Source organism: Rhodanobacter sp. UC4451_H18 (genome assembly GCF_052978225.1).
On record NZ_CM129663.1, the window covers coordinates 2678311 to 2691599 of the forward strand.

The 13289-nt window shown below is 69.2% G+C and carries 14 protein-coding genes; 6 read left to right on the forward strand and 8 right to left on the reverse strand.

The features are described from left to right. From ACVCMG_RS12115 to ACVCMG_RS12125, 3 genes are read right to left on the reverse strand one after another with little or no spacing between them, the layout of a single operon-like run. The gene (locus ACVCMG_RS12115) at positions 1-1356 is read right to left on the reverse strand and encodes a GldG family protein (protein WP_447114231.1); all 1356 of its coding nucleotides are present in this window, start codon (positions 1354-1356) and stop codon (positions 1-3) included. Beyond that, positions 1356-2111 carry an ABC transporter permease gene (locus tag ACVCMG_RS12120; protein ID WP_447114232.1) on the reverse strand — a complete coding sequence of 252 codons (756 nt, stop codon included), beginning with the start codon at positions 2109-2111 and terminating at the stop codon, positions 1356-1358. Before ACVCMG_RS12120 ends, ACVCMG_RS12115 begins: the two co-directional genes overlap by 1 nt. After that, positions 2108-2866 (reverse strand): ABC transporter ATP-binding protein, encoded by a 759-nt coding sequence (locus tag ACVCMG_RS12125; RefSeq protein WP_447097888.1) that lies wholly within the window; start codon positions 2864-2866, stop codon positions 2108-2110. The genes ACVCMG_RS12120 and ACVCMG_RS12125 overlap by 4 nt, the downstream gene beginning before the upstream one ends. Positions 2867-3053: 187 nt before the next feature. Here ACVCMG_RS12125 and ACVCMG_RS12130 point away from each other — a divergent pair, with 187 nt between their 5' ends. Beyond that, positions 3054-4247 carry a DesA family fatty acid desaturase gene (locus ACVCMG_RS12130; protein ID WP_395120431.1) on the forward strand — a complete coding sequence of 398 codons (1194 nt, stop codon included), beginning with the start codon at positions 3054-3056 and terminating at the stop codon, positions 4245-4247. A gap of 94 nt (positions 4248-4341) precedes the next feature. Next, a complete protein-coding gene (locus ACVCMG_RS12135; RefSeq protein ID WP_447114233.1) occupies positions 4342-5592 on the forward strand; it encodes a saccharopine dehydrogenase family protein in 1251 nt (416 codons plus the stop codon). On the opposite strand, the gene ACVCMG_RS12140 is transcribed toward ACVCMG_RS12135, so the two are convergent. From ACVCMG_RS12140 to rpmB, 4 genes are all read right to left on the reverse strand, one after another. Further along, positions 5582-5995: a thiol-disulfide oxidoreductase DCC family protein gene (locus tag ACVCMG_RS12140; RefSeq protein WP_447097891.1), complete on the reverse strand. Its 414-nt coding sequence runs from the start codon at positions 5993-5995 to the stop codon at positions 5582-5584. The two genes, ACVCMG_RS12135 and ACVCMG_RS12140, sit on opposite strands and share 11 nt — an antisense overlap. Next, positions 5985-6533, reverse strand: coding sequence for a DUF4166 domain-containing protein (locus tag ACVCMG_RS12145; protein WP_447097892.1), 549 nt, complete (start codon positions 6531-6533; stop codon positions 5985-5987). Before ACVCMG_RS12145 ends, ACVCMG_RS12140 begins: the two co-directional genes overlap by 11 nt. Positions 6534-6720: 187 nt before the next feature. Next, a complete protein-coding gene (gene rpmG / locus ACVCMG_RS12150) occupies positions 6721-6888 on the reverse strand; it encodes a 50S ribosomal protein L33 (RefSeq protein ID WP_136258933.1) in 168 nt (55 codons plus the stop codon). A gap of 10 nt (positions 6889-6898) precedes the next feature. Then, complete coding sequence (gene rpmB / locus ACVCMG_RS12155) at positions 6899-7135, reverse strand: 50S ribosomal protein L28 (RefSeq protein WP_136258932.1); 237 nt, start codon at positions 7133-7135, stop codon at positions 6899-6901. A gap of 312 nt (positions 7136-7447) precedes the next feature. Here rpmB and secB point away from each other — a divergent pair, with 312 nt between their 5' ends. From secB to ACVCMG_RS12175, 4 genes are all read left to right on the forward strand, one after another. Next, positions 7448-7951, forward strand: coding sequence for a protein-export chaperone SecB (gene secB / locus ACVCMG_RS12160; RefSeq protein ID WP_395120425.1), 504 nt, complete (start codon positions 7448-7450; stop codon positions 7949-7951). Positions 7952-7960: 9 nt separating this feature from the next. Further along, positions 7961-8986, forward strand: a complete 1026-nt coding sequence (locus ACVCMG_RS12165; protein WP_447114234.1) for an NAD(P)H-dependent glycerol-3-phosphate dehydrogenase — start codon at positions 7961-7963, stop codon at positions 8984-8986. 93 nt (positions 8987-9079) lie between these two features. Beyond that, positions 9080-12106 carry a DEAD/DEAH box helicase gene (locus tag ACVCMG_RS12170; protein WP_447114235.1) on the forward strand — a complete coding sequence of 1009 codons (3027 nt, stop codon included), beginning with the start codon at positions 9080-9082 and terminating at the stop codon, positions 12104-12106. A gap of 49 nt (positions 12107-12155) precedes the next feature. Beyond that, positions 12156-12722 carry a hypothetical protein gene (locus ACVCMG_RS12175; protein ID WP_447097894.1) on the forward strand — a complete coding sequence of 189 codons (567 nt, stop codon included), beginning with the start codon at positions 12156-12158 and terminating at the stop codon, positions 12720-12722. Positions 12723-12947: 225 nt separating this feature from the next. On the opposite strand, the gene ACVCMG_RS12180 is transcribed toward ACVCMG_RS12175, so the two are convergent. Continuing rightward, positions 12948-13265 (reverse strand): hypothetical protein, encoded by a 318-nt coding sequence (locus tag ACVCMG_RS12180; RefSeq protein ID WP_395120419.1) that lies wholly within the window; start codon positions 13263-13265, stop codon positions 12948-12950. Positions 13266-13289: the final 24 nt, after the last annotated feature.

A 13289-nucleotide genomic window follows, 5' to 3' on the forward strand; every position in this document is an offset into this window, starting at 1 on the left:
TCAGCGCCGCCGCCGGCGCCACACGATGACGCCGCCGATCACCAGCAACAGCAGCGGCAGGCCGAACAGGAAGCCGAAGCTCAGCACGTTCAACTCGCCCTGCGAGATTTCCAGCAGACGGTCCGGCGCGCCGCGCGGCGGCACGTCGACCAGCTTGTCGTCGCCCAGCAGCCAGTTGAACACCCGCTCGCCCAGCGCGCGGTTGCCGCCGTTGCCGAGATAGGTGTTGGAGAGGAAATCCCCATCGCCGATCACCACCGCGCGCTGTTCGCTCTTGTCCGGACTGGGCGACAGCCGGCTCAACGCGAAACCGAAATCCAGCGGGCCTTTCAGCTCGCCTGCATCGGCGTCGAAGCGGATGTCGGAGCTTTTCGTGTTGTCGATCGGCTGGAACTCGGTCCAGCTCTGCGGACTGGAACGCAGGAAGGCGTGCGTCGCCCAGCCCGTGCGCGCCACCTCGGCCAGCGCCGACGCCTGCGGGAACAGCGTGGCGAGCTGGAAGCCGCGCGTGATCGCCTGCGGCGGGTAGCTGCCCAGCGCGAGCATGCGCGGATCGTGCAGGCCCAGCGCCGAACCGGAACCGTCGACCAGCACGCCCGGCAACACGCGCACGCCCAGCACGTCGGCCAGCGGCTTGAGGCCGAGTTCGTCATTGGCCGGCTCGGTGAGCCACAGCAGATTGCCGCCGGCCTGCACGTAGTCGACCAGGGCCTGCACCGCGCCCGGCGCGAGCGATACCGTGGGGCTGGCCAGCACTACCAGGTCGGTGTGTTCGGGCACCGCGTTGACCTGCGAGAAGTTGAGCGGCACCGCGCGCATGCCGCGGCTTTCCAGCTGCGCCATGAAGGTGCCCATGTCGGCATTCGCCTGGCCGTCGGCGCGCCGCTCGTCGTCGCCGGTGACGAAGGCGACGATGCGGTCGTTGCCGCGCTGCAGCCGCTCCAGCGCGTTGGTCAGGCTGCGCTCGGACAACTCGTCCAGGCGTTGCTCGTGGTCTCGGTAATGCAGGATCAGCGCGCCGTCGACGGTGATCCCCAGCTCGCGCATCCGGGCCGGGTCCAGTTGCGGGTCGACGAAGCGCAGGCTGATGTCGCGCTTCACCATCTGGTAGCGCTGCAGGAAGCCGGCAATAGTCTGGCGCAGGTCGCCCTGCGGGCTGGCGTAGCTGACGATGTCCACCGGCCCGTCGAGTTTCGCCAGCACCGCGCGGCTTTCCGGCGACAGGCTGATGCGACCGTTCGCGGTCCAGTCGGCTACGTAGACGTGGCGCGTGCCGAGATAACCGATCGCGGCGCAGCCCAGCAGCAACAGCAGCGCGAACAACCAGCCGTCCAGACGTCTGAATACGCTGCGCATCAGCCGCGCTCCCGCTCGGTGGAGAGGTGGCGCGTGGCCAGCGCGAGCGAGAGGCTGATCAGCAGCGCGAACCACAGGATGTCGGCGCTGGAGACCAGGCCGCGCAGCAGCGGTTGCACGTGCGTGCTCATCGCCAGCCAGTTGATCGCGCCGCCGTCGATGCCGGCCATCTGCGCGCCCAGGTTCACGCTCCACAGCGCCAGTCCCAGGATCAGCGCGGCGGCCGCGGCGATGGCCGGGTGGCTGGCGAAACTGGAACAGGCCAGCCCCAGCGCCGCCAGCGCGGCCAGCATCAACGCCAGGCCGATGGCGGCGGCGGCGAGTTTGCCCCAGTCCAGATCGGTGGCATGCGCCAGCGTCAGCGGCATGGCCAGGGTCAGCGCCAACCACGGCAGCAACCAGCCGAGCAGCGCAAGGTACTTGCCAAGCACGATGCGCGACGCCGGCACGCCGGCGGCAAACAGCAGCGGCAGCGTGCCGTTGCGGCGTTCACCGGCGATCGCCGACATGGTCAGCAGCGGCACCACCAGGAACGCGAGTTGCGCGAGTTGCCCCAGCAGCGGTACCGCCACCAGATCGGTGAAGCCGGGGCCGTCGGGCAGGGCGGCGCGCTGAACCTGGCCGGCCAGGAAACTGCCCAGCAGTACGGTGAAGTTCCAGCCCAGCCAGGCCAGGGTCAGCGCTGCGAGTAGCCAGCCCAGCGGACGCACCAGCAGGCGACGCCATTCCAGGCGAGTCACCGCCCACGTGCTCATGCGGCCTGCGCCGGGCGCGGGTTCATCGCGATCTCGAAGAAGCGCCGTTCCAGCGCCGCATGATCGCCGGCCTCGACCGTGCCTTCGTGCTGCAACGCGCCCTCGTGCAGGATCGCCACGCGATCGCACACCGCGGTGACTTCGGCCAGCACATGCGTGGACAGGATCACCGCGGTGCCGGCGGCGGCCTGCTCGCGGATGAGGCTGCGCAGCGCGGCCACCTGCACCGGGTCGAGTGCGTTCGCCGGTTCGTCCAGCACCAGCAGCGCTGGGCGGTGCACCAGCGCGCAGGCCAGCCCCAGCCGCTGGCGCTGGCCCTGCGACAGCACACCGGCCAGGCGCCGCGCCAGCGGTTGCAGTTCCAGCCGCTCGATGATCGCGCTGCGGGCCGCGCGCAGGGCGGCGCCATTCAGGCCGCGGATGCGGGCGTGCGCGTCCAGGTGTTCGGTCACGGTCAGTTCCGGCCACAGCGGCGCGCGTTCGGGCAGCCAGCCGATGCATGTGCGAGCCAGCTCCGGGTGTTCCAGGAAGTCCTCGCCGTTCAGCTTGATGACGCCGCGGTCCGGGCGCAGCGCCCCGGCGATCATCGACAAGGTGGTCGATTTGCCGGCGCCGTTGACGCCGAGCAGGCCCAGCACCTGGCCGCGCGGCAGGCTCAGGCTGAGATCGCGCACGGCAACGCGACCGGCGCGGCGGCGTGCGACGTGATCCAGCTGCAGGGCGGGCGGCGGGTCGGGGGGGATGATCGTGGTCATTGCCTGATTGTCACGGCGCCCCCATGGTTAGACAACAGGCGATCGTGCGCGCTGCCAACCAACGCCGGTTTCACTTCCGCCTCTTGACAGGCTGTTACCATCATGACCCGGCCATGCTGGTGGGTATGGCATTCCCCGAATTAGACTCCACCCCGTCCCCCCGTTCCATCCCCATTCGGTAACTTTCATGCTTGACGCGGTACTCGATTTCCTCAACCACGGCCTCGCCAACGCGAGCTGGGGCCAGATCGCCATCTACATGCTGGTGGTGACCCAGCTCACCATCTTCACGGTGACGCTGTACCTGCACCGCAGCCAGACCCATCGTGGCGTGGATTTCCACCCCGTGCTGGCGCACTTCTTCCGTTTCTGGGGCTGGCTCACCACTGGCATGGTCACCCGCGAATGGGTGGCGGTGCATCGCAAGCACCACGCCAAGGTGGAGACTGCGGAAGACCCGCACAGCCCGATGATCTACGGCATCCGCAAGGTGTTCTGGGATGGCGTGTCGCTCTACCGCGACGCCTGCGAGAACAAGCAGGACATGGCGCAGTACGGCCGCGGCACGCCCGACGACTGGATCGAGCACAAGCTCTATGGCGCGCATCCCTACTGGGGCCCGACCCTGATGTTGTTCATCAGCGTGGCCTTGTTCGGCGTGATCGGCGCGGCGCTGTGGGCGCTGCAGATGGTGTGGATCCCGTTCTGGGCCGCCGGCTTCGTCAACGGCATCGGCCACTGGGCCGGCTACCGCAACTTCGAGAGCGCCGACACCGCGCGCAACCTGATCCCGTGGGGTTTCTGGATCGGCGGTGAAGAGCTGCACAACAACCACCACGCCTTCCCCAGCTCGGCCAAGTTCGCCCTGCGCAAGTGGGAGTTCGATATCGGCTGGGCGGCGATCTGCGGCCTGCGTGCCGTGGGCCTGGCCAAGGTGTTGCGCGTGGCGCCCTCGCTGGACGTGCGCCCGAACGTGCGCCTGCCCGACGCCGACACGCTCAAGGCGGTGCTCACCCATCGCTTCCAGGCGATGACCGACTACTACCGCGGCGTGATCGTGCCGACTCTGCGCGACGAGGCGCAGCACGCCGGCGAGAACATCAGGGCGATCCCGCGCCGGATGCGGCTGGCCATGGCCGACGGCGGCCGCTGGCTCGACAGCGAGGGCCGCGACCGCATGCAGGCGATGCTGGCCAAGCGCCCCACGCTGAAGACCGTGGTCGAGTTCCGCGGCCGCCTCGCGGCGCTGATGGAGCAGCGCGGCGCCGAGCAGGCGTTGAAGGGCCTGCAGCAGTGGATTCACGAGGCCGAGGAAAGCGGCATCCGCGCGCTGCAGGAGTTCGCCCAGCGGCTCAAGGGCTACACGGTCGCCACGGCCTGAGCGCCGGCGGCATCGACCCGAACCAGGCCCGCCTCGATGGCGGGCTTTTCGTTTGCCTTGAGGGAACCCCCGACTCTGTGTTTAGACCGGACACATGGTGGACGCTTTCAGGGCAGCCTCCGGCCGGGGGGCGAGGTTGCCCCGAAGAGCCGGGGCTTCGTGTGCCCCGGTTTCTCCGTTCGGGCGGCGCATGGCAAGCTCGAACCCTTGCGCATCGACAGGGAGGTACGGAATGACCCCGAGGGTGGTGGTGCTTGGCGCGACCGGCGTGTTCGGTTCGCGCATCGCGACGCGGCTTGCGCACGACGCACGTTTCGAACTGTTGCTGGCTGGACGCCACAAGGCGTCGCTGGAGGCATTGCGCGCGGCGATCGGCGATGCGCGTGTGCGCGTCCATGCACTGGATACGGCGAGTGCGGACTTTCCGGCGGCGCTGGCCGCGCTCGAACCGCATCTGGTGATCCACGCCGCCGGCCCGTTCCAGGGGCAGGATTATCGTGTCGCGGAAGCGTGCATCGACGCCGGCAGTGATTACATCGACCTCGCCGATGGCCGTGATTTTGTCTGCGGCTTTTCCCGGCTAAACGAGCGCGCACGGTGTGCGGGCCGGCTGCTGGTCAGCGGTGCGTCCAGCGTGCCGGCGCTGAGTTCAGCGGCGGTCGATGCGCTGTTGCCCCGCTTCGGCCGGCTCGACGCCATCGAACACGCGATCAATCCCGGCAACCGCACGCCGCGCGGCGATGCCACGGTGGCCTCCATCCTCGGCTATTGCGGGCGGCCGATCCGCGTCTGGCGCGAGGGCCGCTGGGACACGGTGCATGGCTGGATGGACAGCCGGCGCCAATGGTTCCCGTTCGGCCATCGCCGCGTCGGCGTCTGCGATGTTCCGGATCTCGAACTGTTTCACGCGCGTTATCCGCAGGCGCGTTCGGTGGTCTTCCGCGCCGGCCTCGAACTGCCCTTGCTGCAATGGGCGACTTGGGGCATGGGCGTACTGGTGCGACTGGGCCTGATCCGCGATCTCGCGCGCCACGCGCCCGCACTGCGGCGCATGAGCGAATGGTTCGTGCGCCTGGGCACTGATGTCGGCGGCATGGTGGTGGAGTTGCGTGGCACCGACGAGCAAGGCCGGCCGCTGCACCTGTGCTGGTGGCTGGATGCCGACGCGGGCGATGGCCCGCAGGTGCCGGTGACGCCGGCGATCGTGTTTGCGCGGCGCTGGGCGGATGGTCTGCTGGCCGAGAAGGGCGCCATGCCCTGCATGGGATTGCTTGCGCTCGATCAGATCGTCGCCGGCTTCGAGGGATTCGCGTTGCGCACCGGCGTCGAGGTGCTCAGTCGATGAAGCGCCACGCCTGGTCCGGCTCGCGCAGGCGGCATTGTGCGCGCCGACCGAACAGGCGGTATCGGTGGCGGGCGAGCCAGCGGTAGGCGCCGTCGCGCCAGCGGCGTGGAACCATGCGCAGCATCGCGCTTGCCGGGCGCCACGGCCCGCCCAAGTGGCGAAGCACGCGGACAATGGCGTCCGTGTCGCGGTAACCCCGATCCTGCTCGACCAGCAGGAACGACACCGGGTCGTCCGGCGACAAGCCGTGCGCCACCAGCAGGGCGCGACCATGTTGCCCCTGCATCGCCGCCAGCCGGAAGCGGCCGGTACGGTCGTGACGCAGGATGAAATCCACCCAGCGGCTGCACAGCACGCAGACGCCATCGAAGACGATGACGGGGTGTTCGCCTTCAGGTGACACGGTCGATCTCCAGCCAGCCGCGGTAGGCGACGAGCCGACCGAGCAACGGCAGGCGCACGTCGATGTCGAAGGCGTAGCGCCCGTCGTGCGCACCGCTGCGCGACCGCACCGTGCCGCAGAAGGAGCGCGGCAACCGCAGGCCGAACAGGCTCACGCCCCGCAGTTGCCAGTCGATCGCGTCGCCGTCGCGGCGCAGCGCGAAGCGCAGCGTGGCCGGCCCGAGATGTTCGTGCAGCAGCGGCGAGCCGGCGTGGCGGTCGAGCCTGGACTGCATGCGTCGGCCGGTGAACCGGCGCGTCCATACTTCGCGGTTGCCGTGGCGCTCGATCGTCAGCGCCAGTGCCTGCTGCGGGCCGGGCGCGGGCAGGCCGAGCAGCCGGCGCAGGCAGCGCGCGGGGAAGTGGCCGGCGCCATCGACGTCGGCCACGCCGCTCGCGCGCAGCAGCGGTGCGGCGCCGTGCATCGCCTGCACGGCCGCGGGCAAGGCGCGCCAGGCGTCATCGCCGAGCAGGGTGGGGAACAGGGCGGGGAATGTCATGGCCCGATGATGCGCGATAGGCGGGCTTCGGGCAAAAGGAAAACCCGCCGGGCGGCGGGTTTTCCTGGAGGAGTCAAGATCGCTGTTGCGGATGCTGTGGAGAGCGCAAGAGCAAGAGCGATCCCTGCCTTCGCAGGGATGACGTCATGGCAAGGGCACTCGCGCTACGCGCGAATGCGCCATGACCTCACTTGATCTTGCCTTCCTTGTAGATCACGTGCTTGCGCACCACCGGATCGTACTTCTTGAACTCGAACTTTTCCGGGGTGTTCTTCTTGTTCTTCTGCGTGGTGTAGAAGTGGCCGGTGCCGGCCGAAGAAATCAGGCGGATCTTGTCTTGCGATTTGTTGGCCATGGTGTGCTCCTCAGACCTTTTCGCCGCGGGCACGCATGTCGGCAATCACGGCCTCGATGCCATTCTTGTCGATCGTGCGCAGGGCGTGGTTGGAAACGCGCAGCTTGATCCAGCGGCTTTCGCTGGGGACCCAGAAGCGACGCTCATGCAGGTTGGGCAACCAGCGGCGGCGGGTCTTGTTGTTGGCGTGCGAGACATTGTTGCCGCTCTGCACACCCTTTCCGGTGACTTGACATACACGGGCCATGACGACCTCCCAAGAATGGCTTCGGTTGAAGCCGTGATTGCCACCCGTTGGCCAGGGCGGCATCGGCCCAGCGACGCGGAGCGCCACGCAATGCCGGAGATGCTGCATGGCCCGGTCGCGTGGGTCCGCATTGCGTGGCGGACCACCCGGAGAACCGGGCCGACATGAGGCGAGCCGCGCATTGTCGCAGAAACAAGCGGTTGGGCGCAATCCTCGGACGCGCGTTCAAGGGTGCGGATGGGTGCGCCAGACGGGGATGTATGGAACAATCAGCCTCTTTGCTTGACCGCCCGTCTTTGAGAGGACCACCCGATGGCACAAGAGATCAACAACGACCAGGCCAACGGCCAGGCCAGCCAGCCGCAGCTGGTGATGCAGAAGATCTACGTGAAGGACGTTTCCTTCGAGGCGCCCAACGCGCCGCAGATCTTCCAGGAGATCGACGAGAACGCGCAGCCGCAGGTGCAGCTGAACCTGGGCCAGAAGGCCAGCGATCTGGGCAACGACCTGTATGAAGTGGTGCTCAGTCTGACCCTGACCTGCACGGTCGGCCAGCGCACGGCGTACCTGGCGGAAGTGGAGCAGGCGGGCGTGTTCGGCATCGCCGGTTTCGGCGACACCGACAAGGCCGGCATCCTGGGCAGCTATTGCCCGAACCTGCTGTTCCCGTATGCGCGCCAGGTGATTTCCTCGATGGTGCTCGAAGGCGGCTTCCCGCCGTTCCTGTTGCAGCCGATCAATTTCGACGCGCTGTTCGCCGAACAGTTGCGCCGTGGTGCCGGTGGCGACGAAGCCCCGGTGATGCTCAACAGCTGAGCTTCGGGCATGCCTGACAAGCCGAAGCTGACCGTGCTCGGCGCGGGCTCCTGGGGCACGGCTCTGGCCGCGCTCGGCGCCCGCAACGGCGTACCCACCCGGCTATGGGGCCGCGATGCCGACGCGCTGGCGCAGATGGCGCAGCAACGCAGCAATGCGCGCTACCTGCCAGGCGTCACTATGCCGGAGGCGTTGGGCTACGAGGCGGATCTCGGCGCGGCCGTGCGCAGCGCCGATATCGTGCTGATCGTGGTGCCCAGCCATGCGTTCGCCGCGATGCTCGACGCACTCGCGCCGCTGCTCGACGCGGGCACCGCGATCGCCTGGGCGACCAAGGGCTTCGAACCCGGTACCGGGCGTTTCCTGCACGAACTGGTGGCGGAAAAGTTGCCGGGCCGGCCGGCGGCGGTCATCACCGGGCCGTCTTTCGCCAGGGAGGTGGCCACCGGTCTGCCCAGCGCGGTCACCGTGCATTCGGACGACGATGCCTTCGCGCAACAACTCGCCGGCCTGCTGCATGCGCCCAACCTGCGCGCGTACTCCGGCGGCGACGTGCTCGGCGCCGAGCTCGGCGGCGCGATGAAGAACGTGCTGGCCGTCGCCACCGGGATCGCCGACGGCATGAACCTGGGCCTCAACGCCCGCGCCGGCCTGATCACCCGCGGCATGAACGAGATGCTGCGCCTGGGCGTGGCGCTGGGCGCACGGCCGGAAACGCTGATCGGCCTGTCCGGCCTCGGCGACCTGGTGCTGACCTGCACCGGCGACCTCTCGCGCAATCGCCGGCTCGGCCTGGCGTTGGGCCAGGGCGTGGCGATCGACGAAGCGGTGCGCCGCATCGGCCAGGTGGTGGAGAGCATCCTCACCGCCGACGAAGTGGCGCGGCTGGCCGCCAAGCATGGCCTGGACCTGCCGATCAGCGCCGGCGTGCGCGCCGTGTTGCACGGCGAGGTCACCCCGGCCGAAGGGCTCAAGGCACTGATGGCGCGCGAGCAGAAGCCGGAATATCCGCACGGGCTGTTCGGCAACGACTGACGCAGACCGGCGGCGGGTGCCGCGGCCGTCGCCGCATCCGGCACTCGCGCTGCTAAGCTCAAGCATTTGGTCGTTGCTACGGAACGCATGCGGATGCCGCAATCGGACGAGAAGCAGCGCGTCGCCGGCCCCCCGGCTGGCGACGACGACACCTTGCCGCCGGCCTGGCGGCGGCTGCTGGCTGCGCCCAAACCCGCGGCGAGTGAGGACGGTGGCGTACTCGGCTTCTTCGTCGAAGTGGTGCCCGAGGAGGGCGCGGCGTTCGCCCGCGTCGACGTGGCGCCGGTACTGCTCAGCGTGGCCGAGCACGGTCGCTACAGCCGCCCGGTGCCGCTGGACAGCCGCCACCTGGTGCAGACCCCGCTGCAGCCGCACGAGCAGCGCCTGGCCGCCAGCGTGCTGGGCCTGCCGCTGAGCGTGCGCAAGAGCCGCAGCTATGCCCGCCTTGGCGGCCACGTCGGCGACAGCCTGCTGGCCGAGGTGCTCGATACCGCGCCGTGCTTTCTCGGCGGCCTGGCCGGCCTGCGCCTGTCGCGCGGCAAGTCGCACCCGCTCAATTGGCACTGGCAGATGGAGGCCGACGGCAGCCAGCGCCTGCTGCCGCTGCTGCCCAACAGCCAGCGCCTGCTGCGCGTCGACGCGCTGTGGTACCTGGACGCCGAGCGCGCGACCCTGGGCCTGTTCGATGCGCCGGCCGAGGAAACCCAGTGGCTGGAGCTGCCGCCGCTGAAACACGAGCATGGCCGCCGCCTGCGCAGCAAGCTGCCGAACAGCCGGCTGGCCACGCGGGTACCGCTGCCGCAGGTGTTCGGCGATCTCAAGCGCTCGCAGCTGGCGCCCAAGCCGGTGCTGATCCTGCACGCGCTGACCCGCCACGCGCGTCTGGCCGCCGGCACGCCGCCGCTGGGCTATGCGCGGCTGGCCTTCGATTATGCCGGCGAGCGTTTGCCCGGCCGCGGCGGCGAGCCGCTGGTGCGCCGCGTGCGCAATGGCCAACTGGTCGAGATCACCCGCCGCCGTGCCGAGGAACTCACCGCGATGGAGCAGCTCGAACGCGTCGGACTCACTCCCGGCGTGGATACCGAGGGGCTGCCGTGGGACGTGGCCGAAACCCTGCCCGAAGACGCCTGGCTGTTCCCCGGCGCCGGTTATGCCGGCGCACTGGAGGTCAACACGCCGGCGCGCTGGCTGGCGTTGCGCCCCAAGCTCGAGGAAGAAAATTTCCTCGTCGAGTACGCGCCCAGCTTCCCGTTCGAGGTGCTCGAAGGGCCGGTTCGCTGGTATGGCCAGGCGGCCGAGGACGTCGACGACCACGCCTTCGACCTGGAGATCGGCATCGAGGTCGATGGCCAGCGCCACAACCTTTTGCCCGCCGTGGCGCAAGCGCTGGCCGAGCACCAGTTGACCCTCAGCCCGGCGGCGAATGAGCCCGACGATGCGGTGTGGTACGCCCCGGTCGATGCGCGCCGGCGCGTACCGGTGCGCCTGCGCGAACTGCGCGGCCTGCTGGCGCCGTTGGCCGAATACCTGGAGAAGCCGCGCAAGTCACTGCACCTGCCGCGCGTGCAGGCCGGCCGACTGGAGGAACTGGCCGCCGCCATGCCCGCTGGCGGCACGTTGCAGGCAGCCGAGCCGCTGCTCGGTTTCGCCGCACGCCTGCGTGACGCCGCCGCGCGCGCCAGCGATGCCGTGCCCGAAGGGCTTGCCGCCGAACTGCGGCCCTACCAGCGCGAAGGCCTGCGCTGGTTGAACGCGCTGGCCGAGGCCGGCGTCGGCGGCGTGCTGGCCGACGACATGGGCCTGGGCAAGACCTTGCAGTTGATCACCCATCTGCTGTCGCTCAAGCACGGCGGGGCGCTGACCCAGCCCGCGCTGATCGTGGTGCCCACCAGCCTGATTCCCAATTGGCAGTCGGAGATCGCCCGCTTCGCGCCGATGCTCAAGGTGCTGACCTTGCATGGCCCGCAGCGCGCGGAAGAATTCGATCAGCTCGGCGCGCAGGACATCGTGCTGACCAGCTACGCCCTGCTGCCGCGCGATGTCGCCGCGCTGCGCCAGCAGCCGTTCGCGCTGATCGTGCTGGACGAGGCCCAGCAGGTGAAGAACCCGCGCACGCAGGCACGCCGCGCGCTGCTCAGCCTGCGCACGCCACGCTACCTGTGTCTCACCGGCACCCCGCTGGAAAATCACCTGGGCGAACTCTGGTCGCAGATCGACCTGGCCGTGCCCGGCCTGCTCGGCGACGAAGGCGCGTTCCGCCGCCACTACCGCGTGCCGATCGAGAAGCAACGCGACGAGGAGTGCCAGCAACGCCTGAACCTGCGCCTGGCGCCCTTCATCCTGCGCCGGACCAAGGCGCAGGTGGCGAAGGAACTGCCGCCGAAGACCGAGATCACCCGCCGCGTGGTGCTGGAAGGCCGCCAGCGCGAACTGTATGAAGGCCTGCGCCTGTCGCTGACCGAGGAGCTGCGCGAGGTGATCGCCCAGCGCGGCATCGCGCATTCGGGCATCGTGGTGCTCGATGCGCTGCTCAAGCTGCGCCAGGTGTGTTGCGACCCGCGCCTGGTGAAACTCGAGGCGGCGCGCGGCGTGCGCGAATCGGCCAAGTTCGAGCTGTTGATGGACATGCTGCCCGCGCTGCTGGACGAGGGCCGCAAGGTGCTGCTGTTCTCGCAGTTCACCGGCATGCTGAAACTGATCGCCGCCGAGCTCGACCGCCGGCGCATCCGCTACGTCACCCTCACCGGCGACACCCGCGACCGCGCCGAGCCGGTGCAGCGCTTCCAGGACGGCGAGGTGCCGCTGTTCCTGCTCTCGCTGAAGGCCGGCGGCGTGGGCCTGAACCTCACCGCCGCCGATACCGTGATCCACTACGACCCGTGGTGGAACCCCGCCGCCGAGGCGCAGGCCAGCGACCGCGCGCACCGCATCGGCCAGGACAAGCCGGTGTTCGTGTTCCGCCTGATCACCAGCGGCACGGTGGAAGAGCGCATCGAGGAACTGAAACTGCGCAAGGCCGAGCTTGCCGACGCCGTGCTCGAAGGCGGCGGCAGCCGCGAGAAACTGCGCTTCGACGAAGCTGACCTGGATGCGCTGCTGGCGCCGGAGTCGGTTTCGTAGCCAGCGTCCGGAACGCCCCGCCAGTCAACGTCATGACAAGGAAGAAATCGTGAAACATCGGACCCTCCGCACGTGGCGCAGTGCGTTCTTCATCATCTTGGCGTCGTGGCTCGCTGGCTGCGCCCATCAGGATGTCGGTGAGGTTCGCGGTTCCAGCGTGGAAACCTTCATCCCGGCCAACGCCGAAAGTTATGCCATGTCCGAAAACCAGGGCTTCGTCATCGGCGAGCCCCTGGCGCCGCTGCAGTTGCCCAATTACCCCGCGACGGCGGACGCGCCACGCGGTGAGGTGGTCGTCTGCCTGGAGGTGTCGATTGATCGAGACGGCCTCGTTTATGCCAGCGCACCACTGACGGGCCTGCCCGGTTGCCCGGCGAGGATCGGCGACGTTGCCGCCGAATTGATGCGCAGCGCCAGGCAGGCGACGTCGTCGTGGCGCTTCGCCCGATCCCGGCGATGCACCTACCCGCAGGGATACGACGCTGCGCAGGCGCCGGGTTGCGACGGTCCGGTGATCAAGGTCGAATTCGTGCCGATCAGGCTGGCGTTCCGGTTTCGCTTCACGCGCAAGGCGGGCAGCACCGGCAACGTGACGATGGATCGCCTGCGCGGCTGAAACCCGCCGCGCTCGTCGGTATTCGCCGACGGCAACGTGTCGGGGCCGGGTGTCGGCGAGGGTTGAGCGCTTCCTTGTTCGTCTGGAAGCATGCCCACAGCGCGTCATCTGGTATCCATCGTCCCTTCGACCGGGCGCGCCCCATCAGCAGGTTCTTGGCTTTGGCGATTGCGCCCGCATCGCCGCTGGCCTCGGTGGCCTGCAACTCGCTGCGCGCCTCTGTATTCACGACCCCGGCGGCAGCCGCGTGCGCAGCAGCGCGTCGACCGACTGCTGCCATTGCGGCGAGCCCGGGGTGGATTGCGGGGCTTCCTCGCCCAGTTTGCGCTGCACGGCCTGGTTCCACTCGGGGGAACCGGGGTCGGGGCCGTGGCCCTTGTCGCTGATGGCGAGCGACTGGTCGACCCAGGCCAGCCATTCCGGCGAGCCCAGGGCGGGGTTGGCGGGCGCCGTCTGCGCTTCGCCAGGGGCTGGCGGCGTGGGCGCGGGCGAGCAGGCGGCGAGCAGCAGGGCGAGCGGGAGGCTGGCGATGAGGCGACGCATGGGACGGCTCCGGAAGAGGGCGAG

Excerpts from the sequence above, each read along its gene's own strand:
- ACVCMG_RS12115 (WP_447114231.1), bottom strand. The coding sequence starts at position 1,356 with ATGCGCAGCGTATTCAGACGTCTGGACGGCTGGTTGTTCGCGCTGCTG.
- ACVCMG_RS12120 (WP_447114232.1), bottom strand. The coding sequence starts at position 2,111 with ATGAGCACGTGGGCGGTGACTCGCCTGGAATGGCGTCGCCTGCTGGTG.
- ACVCMG_RS12125 (WP_447097888.1), bottom strand. The coding sequence starts at position 2,866 with ATGACCACGATCATCCCCCCCGACCCGCCGCCCGCCCTGCAGCTGGAT.
- ACVCMG_RS12130 (WP_395120431.1), top strand. The coding sequence starts at position 3,054 with ATGCTTGACGCGGTACTCGATTTCCTCAACCACGGCCTCGCCAACGCG.
- ACVCMG_RS12135 (WP_447114233.1), top strand. The coding sequence starts at position 4,342 with ATGGTGGACGCTTTCAGGGCAGCCTCCGGCCGGGGGGCGAGGTTGCCC.
- ACVCMG_RS12145 (WP_447097892.1), bottom strand. The coding sequence starts at position 6,533 with ATGACATTCCCCGCCCTGTTCCCCACCCTGCTCGGCGATGACGCCTGG.
- rpmG (WP_136258933.1), bottom strand. The coding sequence starts at position 6,888 with ATGGCCAACAAATCGCAAGACAAGATCCGCCTGATTTCTTCGGCCGGC.
- rpmB (WP_136258932.1), bottom strand. The coding sequence starts at position 7,135 with ATGGCCCGTGTATGTCAAGTCACCGGAAAGGGTGTGCAGAGCGGCAAC.
- secB (WP_395120425.1), top strand. The coding sequence starts at position 7,448 with ATGGCACAAGAGATCAACAACGACCAGGCCAACGGCCAGGCCAGCCAG.
- ACVCMG_RS12165 (WP_447114234.1), top strand. The coding sequence starts at position 7,961 with ATGCCTGACAAGCCGAAGCTGACCGTGCTCGGCGCGGGCTCCTGGGGC.
- ACVCMG_RS12170 (WP_447114235.1), top strand. The coding sequence starts at position 9,080 with ATGCCGCAATCGGACGAGAAGCAGCGCGTCGCCGGCCCCCCGGCTGGC.
- ACVCMG_RS12180 (WP_395120419.1), bottom strand. The coding sequence starts at position 13,265 with ATGCGTCGCCTCATCGCCAGCCTCCCGCTCGCCCTGCTGCTCGCCGCC.